This window comes from Sphingomonas sp. FG14 (assembly GCF_057809675.1).
Window position 1 is genome coordinate 11,725 of sequence record NZ_JBMDKK010000006.1, and the last position, 18,498, is coordinate 30,222.

Genomic DNA, 18,498 nt, shown 5'->3' on the forward strand with positions numbered 1-18,498 from the left:
TGGCAGCGAGATGAACCCGACCTGGTGCGATCCAGCCTGAGCACCGCCTCCGGGCGCCATGACGAGAAGGGAACCGTCGCTCCCCGCGAAAAAGCGAACCCCCGGCAGGGAGGGACCGCCTGCCGGGGGAGCTTCGGGCATTGCTGCCCTCTCAAAGGGGTAATGGCCGGCGACAGAGGGACAGAAGTCGCCGGCCACCCCCTTATCGGTCAGAAGCTGTAATACAGGCTCAGCACCGCCGAACGGTCCTCACCGGGGGTCGCCCAGCCATTGTTGCGGATGCTGGTGTAATATTTCTCGTTGGTGAAGTTCTGGACGTTGAGCTGCGCGGTCAGCCCTTCCGTGATCGGATAGGAGATGAAGGCGCGATGCGTCAGATAGCTGTCCGCCTTGTACAGCACCGTCGTCGGCGTCGTGCGGGCGTTGTTGAGGTAGAAGCTGCCCTGATAGGTCAGGCCGTATCCCACCTGCAGCCCGAACGGGAAGGTATAGGTGGTGAACAGGCTGCCCGAGTGCTTGGGCGTGTTGGTCAGCGGGTTGCCCGCCTGCGGATCGAAGGCCGGGCAGGTATAGGTGGTGCCGCCGATCACCTTGGTCGCGCCGGGATTGGCGAGGCATTCGTCGGTGATGCTCTGCTTCACGACACTGTCGAGATAGGTGTAGTTGGCGAAGATCGACCATTCGCGCGTGATGTTGCCGGTCGCGCCCAGCGAGATGCCGTCGACGCGGTTGCGGCCGTCATTGACCGGCAGGCTGCCGACGAACGGATCGTTGGCGGTGACGCGGTAATTCGTGCGTTCGTTGCGGAACAGGGCGGCGGTGAGTTGCAGCTTGCGGCCGAACAGGTCGATCTTGCCGCCGATCTCGTAATTGACCGCCTGTTCGGGCGCCAGGCTGCACGGATCGACGTTCAGGTTGGTCGCCGCCGCCAGGCCGCAGCCCGAACGCACGCTGGTCGAGGTCGGATTCTTCGAATTGCCATAGGCGATGTACAGGCTGGACGCGGGCGTCGGCTTGAAGACGAGGCCGACGCGATACGAGAAGAGATTGTCGTTCGAGCTCTGGGTGACACCGGTCAGGTAACGGCTGGTCTGGCCCGCCGGGATCGGCAGCGCATCGGCCGTGATCGTGTCCGAACGAAAATCGCCCTTGTTCTTCTCGTAGCGAAGGCCGGCGTTGAGTTCGAGCTGATCGGTGATCTTGATCGCGTCGAAGACGTAGATCGCCTTGTTGTTGGTCTCGCCATCCTGATGGCCCGTGCGGATCGCGTTGACCGGGCCGGTATAGATGCCGTTGGGGTTGGCGATGTTGATCGGATCGAGCGTGGGATTGGGCGTCGCGCCGCCGGGATTGCGCTGCACATTGCCGTTATCGAGCGTGTAATCCTCGACCAGGATCGAGCCGCCGATCACCATCGTGTGCTCAAACCCGCCGGTGCTGAAGTTCAGGCGCAGGTCGACCTGGTTGTAGAGCGTCTGGTTGACCGAGTTGCGATAGCCGCCGCGCGGGCCGCTGGGATAATAGATGCCCGGCAACTGGCCGGCGCCGCAGGCCGCGCCCGTAGGCAGCGTGCCGTTGGCGAGGCAATAGGTACCCTGCGGCGGATCGACGACCAGATTCTGCTCGATGCGCTGCCAGCGAGAGAGGTTGCGGATCGACACCTTGTCGCTGAAGGCGTGATCGAAGATGATCGTCGCCTGATCGACCGTCTGGTCCTGCGTGTCGAGATTCCTGTAGCCGTAATATCCGGAGTCGGGAACGCCGGGCAGCGGACCATCATACAGCGCGTTCTTGTAATAGGGCACGCCATATTGCGGCGTGTTCTCGTCCTCCTGATGGACGTAGAGGAAGGTCAGCGAGGTCGGCCCGTCGATGCCGAGCTTGACCGACGGGGCGATGCCCCAGCGCTTGTACTTGTCGAAATCGCGGCCCGGCACGTCGTTGCGGTGGAACATCGCGTTGACGCGCACCGCCGCCAGTTCGGACACGCGGACATTGCTGTCCACCGTCGCACGGTAATAATCGTCCGTGCCGATGCCCGCCTGCAGGATCGTCAGGTCGTCGGCGCCGGGGCGCTTGGTGACGAGATTGACGGTGCCGCCGATCGAGCCCGATCCGCCATAGACCGAGTTGGCGCCGTTCACGACTTCGATCTGCTCGAGGTTGAAGGGATCGGTACGGCTGTACTGTGCGCTGTCGCGCACGCCATCGATCGTGATGTCGGTGTTGGCGCTCTGGCCACGCAGATTGATGCTGTCGCCATAACCGCCGCCGCCTTCGCCCGCGCCGAAGGTGATGCCGGGAACCGTGGCGAGCACATCGCGCAGGGTCAGCAGGTTCTGCTTGCGGATGGTCTGGCTGCTGACGACCGTGATGGTCTGCGGCGTATCGAGCAGCGGACGCACCTGCTTGGGCGATTCGAGCTCGGAATGGGGGTTGGTCGCGGTGACGATGATCGGCTTCGCCTCGGCATCGCCGGCACGCTGTTCGTCCGCCGGAACCGCGTCATCCGCCGCGTAGGCCGGCGAAGACAGCAATCCCACGCACGACAGGGCGAGAAAGGCTGGCGCTGCCGCCGATGTTTTCCTGGACACGATGAAACCCCCGTTTGTTGTCTGGGGGCGTGCTATTGAGAGTCGTTCTCACTGTCAATGCTATTGCGAGACATTCTTATCTTTACCTGCGTTTCGGCAATCCGTCACGCGGCGGCGCTGTCCTCCTGTTCGGACGTGCCCGATGCGCGGACCGACCGGTTGCGGCCGCGCCGCTTGGCTTCAAGCAGCGCCGCATCGGCGCGGTTGATCAGATTGTTGGTCGGGCTGTCCTCCGGCGACGCCGCGACGCCGACGGATACGGTCACCGCGCCCAGGATCCGCCCGCGATAGGCGAGCGGCGCCGCCGCCACCGCGTCGCGCAGCCGTTCGGCGGTGTCGAGCGCGGCGGGCGCCGCCGCGTCGGGCAGCAGCACCGAGAACTCCTCGCCGCCGAAACGGTAGACGCTGCCATGCGTGCCGACCACTTCGAGCATCACCTGCGCGACATGCTGCATCACCGCATCGCCGGCATCATGGCCGAATTCGTCGTTGAAGCGCTTGAAATGATCGATGTCGATCATCAGGCAGGCAAGCGGGTCTCCCTTGCGGTCGCGTGCCCGGCGGTTAAGCGTCTCGTCCAGGCACCGGCGGTTGAACAGGCCCGTCAGCGCATCCTTGATCGCGAGGTTGGTCAGGCGTTCGCGCAAGCGAAGATTGGCGAGCGCCAGCCCGATATTCTCCGCCATCAGTTCCAAGTACAGTCCCGTCGCCGCCGTCCCCTCGGCGCCCTCGCTTTCCTCGAAATAAAGCAGGCCGACGGTATCGCCCTGCGCGGTCAACGGCACGCACAGGCTCGTCACCCCGGTCTCGCCGACATGCGGACAGGGCACATCGTTGCGCGCCGGATTGCTGACATGGGGGCGGCCGCGGCGGAGCCCCCAACACGCGCTGGAGGGAAAGCCCGTGGTCGGCTGGATCGGATCAAGCCAGGTGCCCACGCGCGACAGGCCGGTGCGGCTGTCATTGAGCACATAGAGATGGCCGGGCATATCCGGAAAGATCTGCGGCGCGAAACAGGTGACCACCTCGGCCAGTTCGTCCTGGGATTCGCAAGCCTGCAGCCGGTGCATCATCTGGAGGATCAGATCCTTGGTCTCGCGATCCGCGCGCTGCGCGGCATCGAGCCGGTCGCGTTCCAGCCCGTTGTTGCGGAACACCTGGATCGCCTTGTTCATGTCGCCGATCTCGTCTCGGCGGCGGTCGGCCGGCACATCGACCTCATAATCCTGATTGGCCAGCCGGTTGACGATGCCCGCCATCCGCGCGAGCGGCAGCACGACGCGGCGGCGCAGGACGAAGTAAAGCACGGCCAGGAACAGCAGCGCCGTCAGCCCCAGCATCGTCTTCGCGACCAAGCTGAGCGCGTCCGCCGTCTTCTGCGCCTGCCGCACCATCATGTCCGATCGCGTGGATACCAGTTCGCGGAAGCGCGCGATCGGATCGAGAACGGCTGCCTGTGCGCGTTCGTGATCCGGGCCGAACAGCAGGGTCTGTGCGCCTTCGCGGTCGCCGGCGCGCATCTTGGCAAGCGCGGTGCGTTCCAGCGTGTCGAGCTCATCGAGATTGCGTTCGGCCTGATGCAGTGCCGCGCCCTCGGCCGGCGTGAGCCCCAGCCGCCGAAGGCCGTCGATCGCGCGTTCCCGCGCGGTGATTTCGTTCTCTTCCTGTCGGAAGGCGGCGAGATGGCGCTCAGCGCCTCCACGCATCACGTAAAGCCGGGCCTCGTCCGACCGAACCTCGGATTCAAGCGCCAGCGCGTCGCCGAACTCCTCCAGCGCCAGCCTGTGCTCGATCGTCGCCCGCTCGTCGTTCGCCGCCTTGGCGGAAAGCAGGAAGGAGACGCTCGAAACGAGCGTCATCACGATGGTCAAGCCATAGGCCCAATTGGTGATCGTGCTGATCCGCATGGCTCAAGCCTAGCGGATACCGATTAGGGCATGGTTAACACGGTATGTCGGCGCGGCGCAGCCTGTTCCGCCCCGCCCGTTTCGCGGCATAGAGCGCGGTATCCGCCGCGACGAACAACGCTTCCGCGTCATAGGCGAATGGATCGGCGGCGTGCGCGATGCCCGCCGAGGCGCTCAATCGAAGCAGTTCGCCGTGCCGGACGATGGGCATGGCGAGACGATCGAGCGCGACTGCCACCTGCGCGTCGATCGCGCGCGGGGAACGGTGCGCCCGGCAAAGCACCGCGAACTCGTCACCGCCGATGCGCGCGACCATCAGCGCGTCGGGGAAGCCTTCCGAAAGCCGCTCCGCCACCGCCTCCAGGCAGACATCGCCGGCCGCATGGCCACCGGCATCGTTGATCTGCTTGAAGCCGTCGATATCGAACAGCACCAGCGCACCCAATGGCGACATGCCCGCGTCCGCGAGCGGACCATCCAGGAATCGCGCCTGGAAGACCGCGCGGTTGACCAGCCCGGTCAGCGCGTCATGTTCGGCCAGCCGGCGCAGCGCTTCCCATCGCACGCGTTCCTCGGTGATGTCGCGCTTCAGCCCGTAGAGATGCGTGGGGCGACCGTCACGGCAGACGACGTCGGCGCTCAGCCGCATCCAGCGATAGGCGCCATCGGTGCGGCGGATCCGGGCATCGAGACTGAAGCCCCGGCGGCGCGCGATCGCCTCGGCGCGCAGCCGTTCCATCGCATCGCGCGATTCATCGCAATACATCGCCACGGCGTCTGGCCGCATGACCTGCACGCCCCTGGGAACGCCGAACAGATCGAACACGCCTTCCGTCCAGGTGAGCGCTTCAGTCGCAAGCTCGCATTCCCAGGCGCCGACCCCGGCGAGCATCGACGCGCGGGCGAGCAAGTCGCCCGATCCCGCGACACCGCGCGACGCCGGCAATGTTTCGATCCTGTGTCGAGGCACCCCTTCCCCCTCCGCTCGCGTCAGGGCTGGCGGCGCGCGCTGATGATCTTGATGGGCGCCGCGATCATCTGCCCCTTCATCACGCCCTGGCCGAGTGTGGGGGAAATCGGCGCATTGGCGATGCGGCGGACGATGTCCATGCCCTCCACCACGCGGCCGAACGCGGCAAAGCCCTGATTGTCACCGGGCGCGGATGGATTGGCATCGAGCGTCACCAGATCCCCGAGCACGATGAAGAAATCCGACACCGCCGTGCCCGGCGCTTCGCGCGCCATCGAGATCGTGCCGTCGAGGTGGGACAGGCCGGTCTGGGTGGTCGACTCATGCTTGATCGGCGGCAACCATTTCTTGATATCGTTGCGGATGCCGGCCTGGATCAGCCCATAGCCACCGTCGATCTTCATCGAGCGGTAGAAGCCGATGCCGTCATAACGCTTCAGATCGACATATTTCAGGAAATTGGCGGTGGTGACCGGCGCCCTTTCCTTCTCCAGTTCAAGCACGATAGGGCCTTCGCTGGTCTGGAGCGTGACGCGGACAGTGGCAGGCTTCGGCGTGGCGGCGGGCGCCGGCTGCGCCGTTGGGGCTGGTGAAGCCTGGGTCGCGGGCGGTTGCGCCAGCACGGGTGAAGCGGCGAGGCACAGCAGCGCCAGCGGTACGAATCGTCTCAACATCGGACGAGCTTAGCGCAAATGCGTGCACGAAACCTATCGGGCTTGACGGGTCCGGGCTGGCGGCATCTTATACCCTGGGGTCAATCGCCGGGGACTCGAACGCATGCATGTCGCGCCCGCACAGGATGCAGGGCCGGATTCCGCCGGCCTGCCGCGCCTGTTGCTGATCGATTGCTACGCGGAGATGCGCCGCACCGCCCGGGCGATGATCCGGGGCGAAGGCGATCTGTCGTTCCAGCCCACCGATCTCGCGCACGAGGCTGCGATCAGGCTGATGGGGCTCGATCGCATCGATGTGAACGGCCATGGCCATATGCTGGCGCTGTCCGCGCGGGTGATGCGCCAGACGCTGATCGACGAGATCCGCCGCGCCAAGGCGGCGAAGCGGCAGGCGCCGAACTCGCTCACCGAATGGCCCGGCGGCGGCCGCAAGCAGATTGAGCTCGATATCCTCGACGATGCGCTGCGCGCGCTCGCCGAAGTTTCCACCGAACATGCCGAGATCGTCGAGTTGCGCTTTTCGCTGGGCCTGACCGTCGAGGAGGCCGCCGCCGCCACGGGCATCACCACCCGCACGGTGAAGCGGCGCTGGCAGGCCGCGCGTGCCTGGCTGCAACGCTATCTGGAAACGGACGGGGCCGTTGCCCACGCTTGAAGCCAGACGCCGGGCGCTGCTCCTGTTCGAGCAGTTGCTCGACCTTCCCCCCGGTGCGCCGCAACGCGCGACATTGTTCGCCGGCGCCTCGCCGGAGATCCTGGCCGAGGTCGCGGCGCTCGAAGCCGCCGACGCGCGCGGCGCCGAAAGCTTCGCCACCGCCTTCGATGCCGATGCGCCGGTCTTTCCCGGAGAGCGGCCCGAACGTGTCGGCGCCTATCGCCTGGACGCGCTGATCGGCGAAGGCGGCATGGGCGAGGTGTGGCGCGGCATCCGCGACGACGGGCTGTTCGAGCATCGCGTCGCGATCAAGCTGATCCGCCCCGGCATCGTCTCCGCCGCCGCCGAGGCCCGCTTCGCCGACGAGCGCCGGCTGCTCGCGCGGCTCGACCATCCCGGGGTCGCGCGCATTATCGACGGCGGCGTCAGCGAGGGCGGCTGGCCCTATCTGATCACCGAACTCGTCGAAGGCGACGCGATCGACCGGCATTGCGCGGCGCATGATTGCGATCTGCGCACGCGGATCACGCTGGTGCGCGACGCCGCGCGCGCGATCGAGGCCGCGCACGGCCAGTTGATCGTCCATGCCGACATCAAGCCGGGCAACCTGCTCGTCACCCACCGGAACATGGTGAAGCTGCTCGATTTCGGCATCGCGCGACTGATCGGCGAGGCGGGTGACGCCGGCCCCGCCCTCCAACCGATGACACGGGCCTATGCCAGCCCCGAGCGCGCGGCCGGCGCGCTGCCCGATGTCGCCGACGACATCTATGCGCTGGGGCTGGTGCTGCGCGATCTTGTCGCGGATCGCCCGCAGGATCCGGGTGCGACGGCGATCGTCGCCCGCGCCACCGAACAGGCTGCGGCGGATCGTTATCGCACCATGGAGGCGATGGGCGCCGACCTCGATCGCTGGCTCGCCGATCTGCCGGTGCGCGCGCATCCCCGTTCGTTCCGCTATCGGCTGAACCGTTTCACGCGCCGCCATCGCTTCGGCGTCGCGGCGAGCGCCATCGCGCTGCTCGCCATTCTTGGCGGCACGGCATTCGGCGTGATCGGCCATGTCCGTGCCGAGCGTGCACGCACGGCCGAGGCGCAGCGCATAGCGGATCTGCGCTCCGTATCGCATTATCTGCTGTTCGACCTGCAGGCCGAGATGGCGCGCCAGCCCAATTCGCTGCGGCTGCGGACGCGGATCGCAGAACGGCTCCAGGTCTATCTCGATCGCATGGCCGCCGATCCGCGCGCCACGCCAGCCACCCGCATCGAAGCCGCCGAGGGACTGATCCGGCTGGCCGATCAGCAGGGCGATCCGGGCCAGGCCAATCTCGGCCAGCCGGCCCATGCCCGCCGCAATCTGGAGCGCGCGGCGAACCTTGCCCAGGGCCTGCCGGGAGCCGACGCGGCGCTGGTCCGCGCGCGGATCGCGATCGCATTGGCCAGGCAGATCACAATCTACGACCATGCGCTCGTCCGCGCCGACGCGCTAATGACCGCCGCCAGCCGGGATATCGACGCGTCCGGAGCCGTGGGGGCGGGACTGCGCGCCATATACCAGACCGAACTCGCCACCCTGCGCGCCTGGCAGAATCGCTATGACGAGGCGATCGCCGCCGCACGCGTGGCGATGCGGCAGCCCCTGCCCGCCGATCCGCGCGAGGCGGCGCTGCTCTCGTCGCGCATGGCGGACATTCTTGGCGAGAGCATCTTCTATCGCGGTGACCATCCCGGCGCGGTCGCCCCCTATCGCCAGCAGCTCGCGATCCTGACCGACGCACGCGCGCGCTGGCCCGACGACGCCAAGATCCGCCGCAATTTCGCGCGCGCCACCTGGGCGCTCGGCACCACGCTGATCGATATCGACCGCGCCGCCGAAGCGCTGCCGATGCTCGAACAGGGGCTGGCCGAAATCCGGGCCCTGATCGCACAGGATCGCGACAATGCCGATGCGCGGCGCATGCTGCGGATCCAGGAAATCGCCTATACCCAGGCATTGGGACGAACCGGCCGCGCGGACGATGCGATCACGCTGCTGAAGGGGAATGTCGAAACGCGCCGCAAATACTGGCTCGCCCAACCCGGAGAGGCGATGCGGCTGCGCGACTATGCCATCGCCATCGCCGCGCTCGGCGATCTCCAAGCTGAACATGGCCACGCCGCCGAAGCCTGCCAAACCTATGACCAGGCTGACCTCATGTTCGGCCGGTTGAAGCGCGACGGCAAGTTCATCGATATCGACCGCGACTATTCCGAACGCCTGTTGCGCGAGGCCCGCACAAGATATTGCCCGACGATCTGAAGAAATTTCTCACCGGCCCTGTCCCCCTTTCCCCACCGTTTGCGCCTTCATGAGGGAGCAGGGGGATTCCCCTGCTCGCAGCATGGGGAGAGTGACGTGGCGGACAGCATCTCGAACGCGAAGGTCTTGCGGGCCAGCCTCCGGCGCCATCGCAGCCGGCTCTGCCTCGGCACCGCGCTCACCCTGGCTTCACTTACGGTCGCCGGCCCCGCCCTCGCCGCCTCGCCAGCGGACGGATGCACGCCCACCAACACGCCCGTCAACGGCCAGACCGTCACCTGCACCGGCGCCGTCACCACCGGCGTGATCGCGGAGACGAGCACGGGCGTGACCGTCAACGTGCTGCCCGACGCGACGATCATCCCGCCCAGCGGCCCGGCGATCTGGCTGGGCGGCGGAGCGGAGCTCAACCTGGGCGTGCGCAGCATCACCGGCAACGAAGGTATCGACAGCTATGCCGTGCTGCTCGGCAATGGCGCGACGGTGACGCTGGACGGGACGATCCGGGGGCGCGGCGGCATCACCGGCCCCACCCAGGCCTCGGGCTCCACCGGGCTTTCCGGCGCCTACATCACCCTCAATGCCGGCAGCCAGATCATCACCAACGGATCGGCGCTCAATGCCGCGATCGACGGGCGCGCGGGCGGCAACACCTATCTGGTCAACGGCGTGATCCGCGCGACGGGCACGAGCGGCCAGGGCATCCGCCCGGGCAATGGCGACATCATCACGATCGACACCACGGGCTCGATCACCACCCTGTCGGGCGACACGTCCAACCCGATCGATGGCTTCGGCAAGGCCGGCGTCACCGTCCTCACCGGCGTCGGGTCGCTCATCGAACTGCACGGCATCGGCAAGGGCATCGAGCTTGGCGGCAACGCCGATGTGACCGTCGCGGGTACGATCCGGTCCTATGGCGATGCCGCGACCAGCAATTCGTCGGGCGGCGGCGGGATCGGCGTGGGCGCGAACTCGACGGTGCGGCTGTTGGGCGGCGCCCAGATCGTCACCGGCAATAGCGGCGGCACCGGCAATGGCGGCGCGGGCGGCACCGGCATCATCACCTTCGTTTCCGGCGCACCATCCAACAGCGAGGTGATCGTTGACGGCCTGATCGACACGCAGCGCGGGCAAGGCATTTTCGGTGGCATCGGCGATACGCTGACGGTGGGCGCGACCGGCCGGATCACGACGCGCGGCACCGCCCGCGCGCTGTTCTACAACACCCAGACATCGGTGGGGAACGGTTCGCTGACGATCGATATCGGCGGCAATGTCGAGCAGCTCGGCACCGCGAACGCGCTCTTCATCTCCGCCAGCCGCGCACAGGGCGAGACGGTGGAGACGCCGGTCACCGCCAATGTCACGATCCGCGAGGGCGGCCGGCTGCATGCCGCCGCCAATGTCGCCTATGCGCAGGACGACGGCGCCGGCACCTTTCCCGAGGTGATCGACAACCTGGTGGTGGCTGGCACGGTCTCGCGCGGGGGCGTCGGCGTCGCCATCCATCTGAACGACGGTGCCGACCGCGTCACTTTCCTGCCGACTTACACGCTGATCGGCGATGTCGATGGCGGCACCGATCCGGCATCGGCGGTCGAGATCGACACCTTCGCGCTGGACGGCGGCCAGGGCACCACCGCCACCTTCGATTTCGCAGCCACGCAGATCCGCAATTTCGAGGCGGGCGAGAAACTGGGTGCCGGCACCTGGACGCTCAGCGGCGACAGCAGCGGCCTGAATGGCATCTTCGCGGTGAAGCAGGGCCGGCTGACCGTGAACGGCGTGATGACCGGCACCGGCGTCGACGTCGCGAGCGGCGCGACACTGGCTGGCGGCGGCGCGCTGAGCGGCGCGGGCAATATCGCCAATGGCGGCATCTTGCTGGGCAGCGCGGGCAGCGATCTGGGCTTCGGATCGCTCATCCTGAACCCGACATCGCAGATCAATGTAACGCTGGGCGCGCCGAGCAAGACCGCGCTGTTCAAGGTGGACGGCGCGCTGACGCTCGACGGGCAGCTCAACGTCACCAATGGCGGCGGCTTCGCGTTCGGCACCTATCGCCTGTTCGACCATGGCGGCGCACTGACCAACAACGGCCTGACCATCCAGACCCTGCCGCAGGGCTTCAATCCCGGCGACTGGGCGATCGGCACCGGCACCGCGGGCCAGGTGAACCTGATCGTCGCCGGCGGACCCGGCGAGCAATATTGGGACGGGCCGAACACGACCCCCGGCAATATCGCCAACGGCCAGGGCGGCAGCGGCATCTGGAACGCGTCCAGCACCAACTGGACCAACCAGGCCGGCAGCATCAACGCGCCATGGGCGCGGGGCATCGCGGTATTCGGGCCATGTCAGAACAATGACTGCGGCGCAGGCAATGGCGCCTATACCGTCACCGTCGATGCGGCCGGCGTTCTGGCGAGGGGGCTGCGCGTACTGGGCCTGCCGATGACGCTGGCGGGCGGGCCGGTCACGCTGGCGAACGATGCGCGGATCGATGTGATCCAATCGCAGAGCGGATCGGGATCGATCAGCACCGCCAGTTTCATCCATGCGACGGGCGATCTGACCAAGGCGGGCGCCGGATCCTTCCTGTCGACCGGGCAGACGCGGATCGATGGCGGGCTGACCGTCGAACAGGGCGTGATGTCGGCATCCGGCGCATCGGGCGCGATCACTGTCGGCGGCGCGGTCACCGTCGGCGGCACGGGAACCGACACCTTCCCGACGCGGCTGGTCGCGACAGCGGGCGCGAAGCTGACCAGCGCGGGCGGCTCCGTCGCCGGTGCGGCGAATTCGGCGAGCAGCATCTTCATCCAGTTCGGCGGCACCTGGGACGCGGGCGACAATGCGATCGACGTCGGCGCGTCGGGCAAGGGCGTGCTGCGCGTCTACAGCAATTTCATCAACGAGGTATCGGAGATCAAGGCGAGCGAGATCGTGCTCGGCCGCAATGCCGGCGGTAACGGCCTGCTGCAGATATGGGGCGACGACAGCAACGCCATCCTGACCATGGCGTCGATCCGCGGCGGCGTGGGCGGCGGCAGCGTCGAGTTCGACAATCAGAGCAGCACCTCCGCCTATGTCTTTTCCCCTCTGCTTGGCGGCAATCTCTCCACCAGCTTCCTGAGCGGCGTGACCACGCTCAGGGGCATCAACGACTATAGCGGCGCGACTTTGGTCAATGGCGGCAAGCTGTTCCTGGACGGGGCAACGCTGGCGAACACCGCCGTGACCGTGCAGCGCGGCACGCTGGGCGGCAACGGAACCTTCGGCGGCGCGGTCGGCTTCGCCGCCACCAATGGCATATTGCAGGGCAGCGCCGGGCAATTGCTCAACATGGGATCACTGGCGCTGGGCAGCGGCACCGCGATCAACGTGACGCTGGGCGCGCCGAGCACCAGCGCATTGTTCAACGTGACGGGCGCGCTGACGCTCGACGGCCTGCTCAACGTCACCAATGGCGGCGGCTTCGCGCTCGGCACCTATCGGCTGTTCGACTATGGTGGCGCGCTCACCAACAACGGCCTCACCATTCAGACGCTGCCCCAGGGCTTCAATCCCGGCGACTGGGCGATCGGCACCGGCACCACCGGCCAGGTGAACCTGATCGTCGCGGCGGGGCCGGGCGAGCAATATTGGGATGGCACCAATCTGAGCCCCGGCAATGTCGCCAACGGCCGGGGCGGCACCGCGACCTGGAATGCGAGCAGCACCAACTGGACCAACCAGGCCGGCAGCATCAACGCGCCCTGGGCCAGCGGCATCGCCGTGTTCGGGCCCTGCCCCAACAACGCCTGTGCTTTTGGATCGGGCACCAGCCCATCCTATACCGTTACCGTCGATGCGGCGGGTGTTTCCGCCAATGGGCTGCGAACCCTGAACGTACCGGTGACCCTGGCGGGCGGAACGATCACCCTGGCCGACGATGCGCGGATCGACGTCAATCAACCGACCTCCAGCGGAACGGCGACACTCAATGCCAACGGCGCCATCCACGCGACGGGCGATCTGATCAAGGGCGGCCTCGGCTCCTTCTTCTTCACCGGCCAGACGCAGGTGGATGGCGGACTGATCGTCGAGCAGGGCGTGATGATGGCGACCGACGCGACGACGGCGCTGAACGTCGCGGGCGCGATCACGGTGGGCGGCACGGGTACCGATGCCTTCCCGACGCGGCTGCTGGCGAGCGGCGGCGCGAAGATGACGAGCGCGGGCGGATCGGTGGGTGGCGCGGCCAACACGGCGGGCAGCATCTTCATCCAGCGTGGCGGCAGTTGGGATGCCGGCGCCAATACGATCGACGTCGGCGCATCGGGCGTCGGCGTGCTGCGCGTCTACAGCAGCCTGATCACCGCGATATCGGAGATCAAGGCGAGCGAGATCGTGCTCGGCCGCAACGCCGGGGGCAACGGCAAGCTCCAGATCTGGGGCGATGCCGGCAGCGGCATCGTGACGGCGGCAACGGTGCGCGGCGGCGTGGGCGGCGGCAGCGTCGAGTTCGACAATCGCAACACCACCAACCTTGCATTTGCGCCGCTGATGACGGGCAATCTTTCCACGGCGTTCCTGAGCGGCGTGACCACATTGCATGGCATCAACGACTATAGCGGCGCGACTTTGGTCAATGGCGGCAAGCTGTTCCTCGACGGCGCGAGCCTGACCAACAGCACCGTCACCGTGCAGCGCGGCACGCTGGGCGGCGCGGGCACCATCACCGGGGGGGTGAGCTTCGCCGCGGCCAACACCATCCTGCAAGGCAGCGCCGGGCAAGTGCTCAACATGGGATCGCTCACGCTTGGCAGCGGTACAGCGATCAACGTGACGCTGGGCGCACCGAGCACCAGCGCCTTGTTCAACGTGACCGGCGCACTGACGCTGGACGGTCTGCTCAACGTCACCGATGGCGGCGGCTTCACCTATGGCGCCTATCGCCTGTTCGACCATGGCGGCGCGCTCACCAATAACGGCCTCACCATCCAGACACTGCCGACCGGCTTCAATCCCGGCGACTGGACGATCGATACCGCGACCGCCGGGCAGGTGACGCTGAACGTGATTCAGGCCGGGGGCGATCAATATTGGGACGGCGCCAACATGGCGCCGGGCGGCGTGGCGAATGGTCACGGCGGATCGGGCATCTGGAACGCCGCCAACACCAACTGGACCAATCAGGCGAACACGATCAACGCGCCCTGGGCCGGGCAGAATGCGGTGTTCGCGGCGGCGGGCGCATCGACTGTCACGATCGAGGGTGCGCAGGCCGTCACCGGCATGCGCTTCCTGAGTGGCGGCAATTACAGCCTGGTCGCGGGCGCGTCCGGCGGATTGACGATCGGCGGCGCGACGCAGGTGATGCTCGACCAGCAGGGCGCCGACGTCACGACCGTTCGCATCGCCGCGCCGGTCGCGGGAAGCGGCGGGTTGACCAAAAGCGGCGCTGGCACGCTGATCCTGTCGGGCGCCAGCACCCATGGCGGAACCACGATGGTGCAGGCCGGCACGCTGCTGATCGACGGATCGATCGCCGGCGCGCTGATCGCGAACGCCGGCCGCGTCGGCGGCAGCGGGTCGATCGGCGGCAATGCCACGATCGGCAATGGCGCGACCCTGCTCGGCCGCAGCGGCGCGCAACTCGATTTCGGCGCATCACTCACGCTTGGAGCCGCCAGCATCGTCGATGTCACGCTCGGCACTCCGGGCAGCACCACGCTGTTCGAGGTGAGCGGCAACCTGACGCTCGACGGTGCGCTCAACGTGACGGCGGGTACGGGCTTTGGCCTCGGCAGCTATCGCCTGTTCGATTATGGCGGCGCACTCACCGACAACGGCCTGGTGATCGCCAATGTGCCGATGGGCTATAACCCCGGCGACTGGGGCATCTACACCGCCAATGCCGGGCAGATCGACCTGATCGTCGCGCAGGCGGCGGGCGAGCAATATTGGGATGGCGCGAACATGGCGCCGGGCGGCGTGGCGAACGGTCGCGGCGGATCTGGCGTCTGGAACGCGGCCAACACCAACTGGACCAATCAGGCAAACACGATCAATGCGCCCTGGGCCGGACAAAAGGCGGTGTTCGCCGCGGCCGGCGCGTCGACGGTGACGATCCAGGGGAACCAGATGGTGACCGGCCTGCGCTTCTTGAGTGGCGCGGACTACAGCCTGGTGGCGGGCACCGGTGGCGGACTGACGCTTTCGGGCGCCGCGCAGGTCGCGCTCGATCAGCAGGGCACGGACAGCACGATCGCGCGGATCGCCGCACCGATCACCGGCAGCGGCGGGCTGGTGAAGAGCGGCGCGGGCACGCTGATCCTGAGCGGGACGAACGACTATTCAGGCGGCACCACGATCAATGCGGGCACCCTGCGGATCGGCGGCGGCGGTACAGGCGGCAGCGTGACGGGCGATATCGTCAACCAGGGCGTGCTCATCTTCGATCGCAGCGACGCCTTCGGCTTTGGCGGCGCGATCAGCGGCACGGGCAGCCTGGCGAAGGCAGGTGCGGGCACGATGACGCTGACCGGCGCGGCGACGCATGGCGGCGGCACCACCGTCTCGGCAGGTGCGCTGCGGATCGGTGCGGGCGGCAGCCTGGGCGGCGCGACGACGGTTTCGGCGGGGGCGACGCTCGCCTTCGACCGTAACGACGCAGTCGGGCATGGTGGCACGATCGGCGGCGCGGGCAATCTGGTGAAGGCCGGCACCGGCACGCTGGTGCTCAGCGGCAATTCGGGCAGCTTCACGGGCAGCACGGCGGTGCAGGCCGGTACACTCGACCTGACGGGCACGCTTGGCGGCGGCCTCTCGGTCTCCTCCGGCGCGACGCTGACCGGCACGGGCACTGCCTCCGGCGCGGTCTCGATCGCTTCGGGTGCCACGCTTTCGGGCCACAGCGGCACGACGCTTTCGATGGGGTCGCTCTCCCTGGCGGACGGCGCGATCATCAACGCCACGCTCGGTGCGCCGGGCGGCAACGAGCTGTTCGCGGTGGCGGGCAATCTGGTGCTCGACGGTACGCTCAACGTCTCGGACGCCGGTGGCTATGGCCTGGGCGTCTATCGCCTGTTCGATTATGGCGGCGCGCTCACCGACAATGGCCTCGCGATCGGCCAGCGTCCTTTGGCCGACAGCACCGTCAGCACGGTGCAGACCGGCCAGGCGGGTCAGGTCAATCTGGTGGTCGAGGTGAAGACCGGTCCTGATTTCGTGCAGTTCTGGAACGGCACCACGACCAGCCCGACGGGCAGCGTCGTCGGCGGCAGCGGCATCTGGACGGCGGGGCCGCTCACCAACTGGACCAATCCCAATGGCAGCGCCAGCTATGGCTGGAACGGCGGCTTCGCGGTGTTCCAGGGCGCGGCGGGCGTGGTCACCGCGGAAGCCGGCGTTTCGTCGCAAGGCATGCAGTTCGCGGTGGACGGCTATCGCCTGGCCGGCGCGCCGGTGACCTTGGCGGCATCGGGCATGACTGTGGTGCGTGTGGGCGACGGCAGCTTGGGCGGCGCAGCCTGGCGCGCGACCGTCTCCGCCGCGCTGACGGGCACGAGCGGACTGGAGAAACAGGATCTCGGAACGCTGATCCTGACCGGCGCCAACGACTATGCCGGCGGCACGCACATCGCGGCGGGCACGCTCCAGATCGGCGATGGCGGCACCACGGGTGGCGTGACGGGCAATATCGCCAATGACGGCACGCTGGTCTTCAATCGTTCCGACACCATCGATTTCGGCGGCGCGATCTCCGGCGGCGGAAATCTGGTGAAGACGGGCGCGGGCACGCTGCGGCTGACCGGCGCGAGCACATACACCGGCGCGACCCAGGTCAATGCGGGCACGCTGAACGTCAACGGATCGATCGCGGCTTCGGCGGTGACGCTGGCGAGCGGCGCAACCCTGGCGGGCAGCGGCACGGTCGGCACAACGACCGTCGCGGGCACGATCGCGCCGGGCAACAGCGCGGGCACGCTGACCATCGCCGGCAATTATACCCAGCTTGCCGGATCGACCTATGCCTATGAACCCGGCGACCTGATCCGCGTGACCGGCGCCGCCGTCATCCAGGGCGGCCGCGTCCAGGCCGCCAATGTGACGGGCGCCACTTATCGGCTGGGTGATCGCAGCACGATCCTGACCGCTCAGGGCGGGCGCAGCGGCGCCGGTTATGCCGGTGTCGATCTGGCGTCCCCGCTCGGCCAGCCCTTCCTCACGCTCGGCCTCACCTACGACGCCAACAGCGTCTATCTGCAAGCGATCCGCAACGGCGTCAGCTTCGAAAGCACGGGGCTGACCTTCAACCAGCGCGCGGCGGCGCGCGGGATCGACGGGCTGACCGCCGCGAGCCCGCTCTACACCGCCATGGCCAATGTCGCCGACCTTGCGACCGCGCGGACCGGCTTCGACGCCGCATCCGGCGAGATCCATGCTTCATTGAAGGGCATGCTGCTTGACGATGGCCGCCATGTCCGCGACGCCATTCAGGGCCGGCTCGCCCAGACGGCGGGCGAGGACGGTGCGGGGCTGTGGGCGCAGGCGGTGGGATCCTGGGGCGATTGGGACAGCGACGGCAATGCCGCCAGGCTCGACCGCTCGATCATGGGGCTGCTGCTGGGCGTCGATACCGATCTGGGCGGTGGCTGGCGCGGCGGCGTGACAGGCGGATACAGCCGGTCGAAAGCCGATGCGACGGCCCGCGCTTCGCATGCCGAGGCGGACAGCGTTCATGCCGGCGCTTATATCGGCGGGCGCTGGGGCGGAACCAGCGTCCAGGCGGGCGCGGCGCTTGCCTGGCACAACGTCTCGACACGGCGCGGCATCGGCTTCACCGGCTTCACCGAGACGGCAGGCGCCGATTATGACGCGCGCGGGCTACAGCTCTTCGCCGAGGCCGGACACCGTATCGCGTTGGGTGATGCCGGAATCGAACCCTTTGCCGGCCTGGCCTATGCCCGGCTGCGCACATCCGCCTTCACCGAGGTGGGCGGCGCGGCGGCATTAAGCGCCGGTCGCCAGACCGAAAGCGCGAGCTGGTCGACCTTGGGCGTGCGTGGCGACGCACCGCTGGGCGACGGCGCGGCGCTCTACGGTTCGGTCGGCTGGCGCCATGCGCTGAGCGGGCGTCTGCCCGCCGCCGACCTGTCCTTCGCCGGCGGCGCGGCGTTCACCGTGCTCGGCACCCCGCTCGACAAGGATGCGGCGCTGATCACCGCAGGCGCCCGCTTTACGCTGGGCAAGGGCGCGACGGCCGGCATCGGCTATGCCGGCGCGATCGGCTCGGCCGCGAGCGACCATGGCGTGCGGGCGATAGTGTCGTTCCGGTTCTGAGGCCGAGGCGAGGTTGCGCGGGCAGGTGTCGGCACCACCGACGGCGAGGCCGCGCGCAACCGCCTG

7 protein-coding genes are annotated in these 18,498 nt (G+C 67.8%); 3 read left to right on the forward strand and 4 right to left on the reverse strand.

Features of this window, described 5'->3' with window-relative positions:
* Window positions 1–209: 209 nt before the first annotated feature.
* The 4 genes from ACODTA_RS17775 to ACODTA_RS17790 form a co-directional block, all read right to left on the reverse strand.
* On the reverse strand, window positions 210–2,594 hold the full coding sequence (locus ACODTA_RS17775; RefSeq protein ID WP_489067313.1) for a TonB-dependent receptor: 2,385 nt from the start codon (window positions 2,592–2,594) through the stop codon (window positions 210–212).
* A gap of 104 nt (window positions 2,595–2,698) precedes the next feature.
* On the reverse strand, window positions 2,699–4,501 hold the full coding sequence (locus ACODTA_RS17780) for a diguanylate cyclase (RefSeq protein ID WP_489067314.1): 1,803 nt from the start codon (window positions 4,499–4,501) through the stop codon (window positions 2,699–2,701).
* Between the two features lie 34 nt (window positions 4,502–4,535).
* A complete protein-coding gene (locus ACODTA_RS17785) occupies window positions 4,536–5,471 on the reverse strand; it encodes a diguanylate cyclase domain-containing protein (RefSeq protein ID WP_489067315.1) in 936 nt (311 codons plus the stop codon).
* A gap of 20 nt (window positions 5,472–5,491) precedes the next feature.
* Window positions 5,492–6,145, reverse strand: a complete 654-nt coding sequence (locus tag ACODTA_RS17790) for a peptidylprolyl isomerase (protein ID WP_489067316.1) — start codon at window positions 6,143–6,145, stop codon at window positions 5,492–5,494.
* A gap of 103 nt (window positions 6,146–6,248) precedes the next feature.
* Here ACODTA_RS17790 and ACODTA_RS17795 point away from each other — a divergent pair, with 103 nt between their 5' ends.
* From ACODTA_RS17795 to ACODTA_RS17805, 3 genes are all read left to right on the forward strand, one after another.
* Window positions 6,249–6,800, forward strand: a complete 552-nt coding sequence (locus ACODTA_RS17795) for an ECF-type sigma factor (RefSeq protein WP_489067317.1) — start codon at window positions 6,249–6,251, stop codon at window positions 6,798–6,800.
* Window positions 6,787–9,099 carry a protein kinase domain-containing protein gene (locus ACODTA_RS17800; RefSeq protein WP_489067318.1) on the forward strand — a complete coding sequence of 771 codons (2,313 nt, stop codon included), beginning with the start codon at window positions 6,787–6,789 and terminating at the stop codon, window positions 9,097–9,099. Before ACODTA_RS17795 ends, ACODTA_RS17800 begins: the two co-directional genes overlap by 14 nt.
* A gap of 96 nt (window positions 9,100–9,195) precedes the next feature.
* A complete protein-coding gene (locus tag ACODTA_RS17805; protein ID WP_489067319.1) occupies window positions 9,196–18,432 on the forward strand; it encodes an autotransporter-associated beta strand repeat-containing protein in 9,237 nt (3,078 codons plus the stop codon).
* The last annotated feature ends 66 nt before the right edge of the window (window positions 18,433–18,498 follow it).

Excerpts from the sequence above, each read along its gene's own strand:
- ACODTA_RS17780 (WP_489067314.1), bottom strand. The coding sequence starts at position 4,501 with ATGCGGATCAGCACGATCACCAATTGGGCCTATGGCTTGACCATCGTG.
- ACODTA_RS17790 (WP_489067316.1), bottom strand. The coding sequence starts at position 6,145 with ATGTTGAGACGATTCGTACCGCTGGCGCTGCTGTGCCTCGCCGCTTCA.
- ACODTA_RS17795 (WP_489067317.1), top strand. The coding sequence starts at position 6,249 with ATGCATGTCGCGCCCGCACAGGATGCAGGGCCGGATTCCGCCGGCCTG.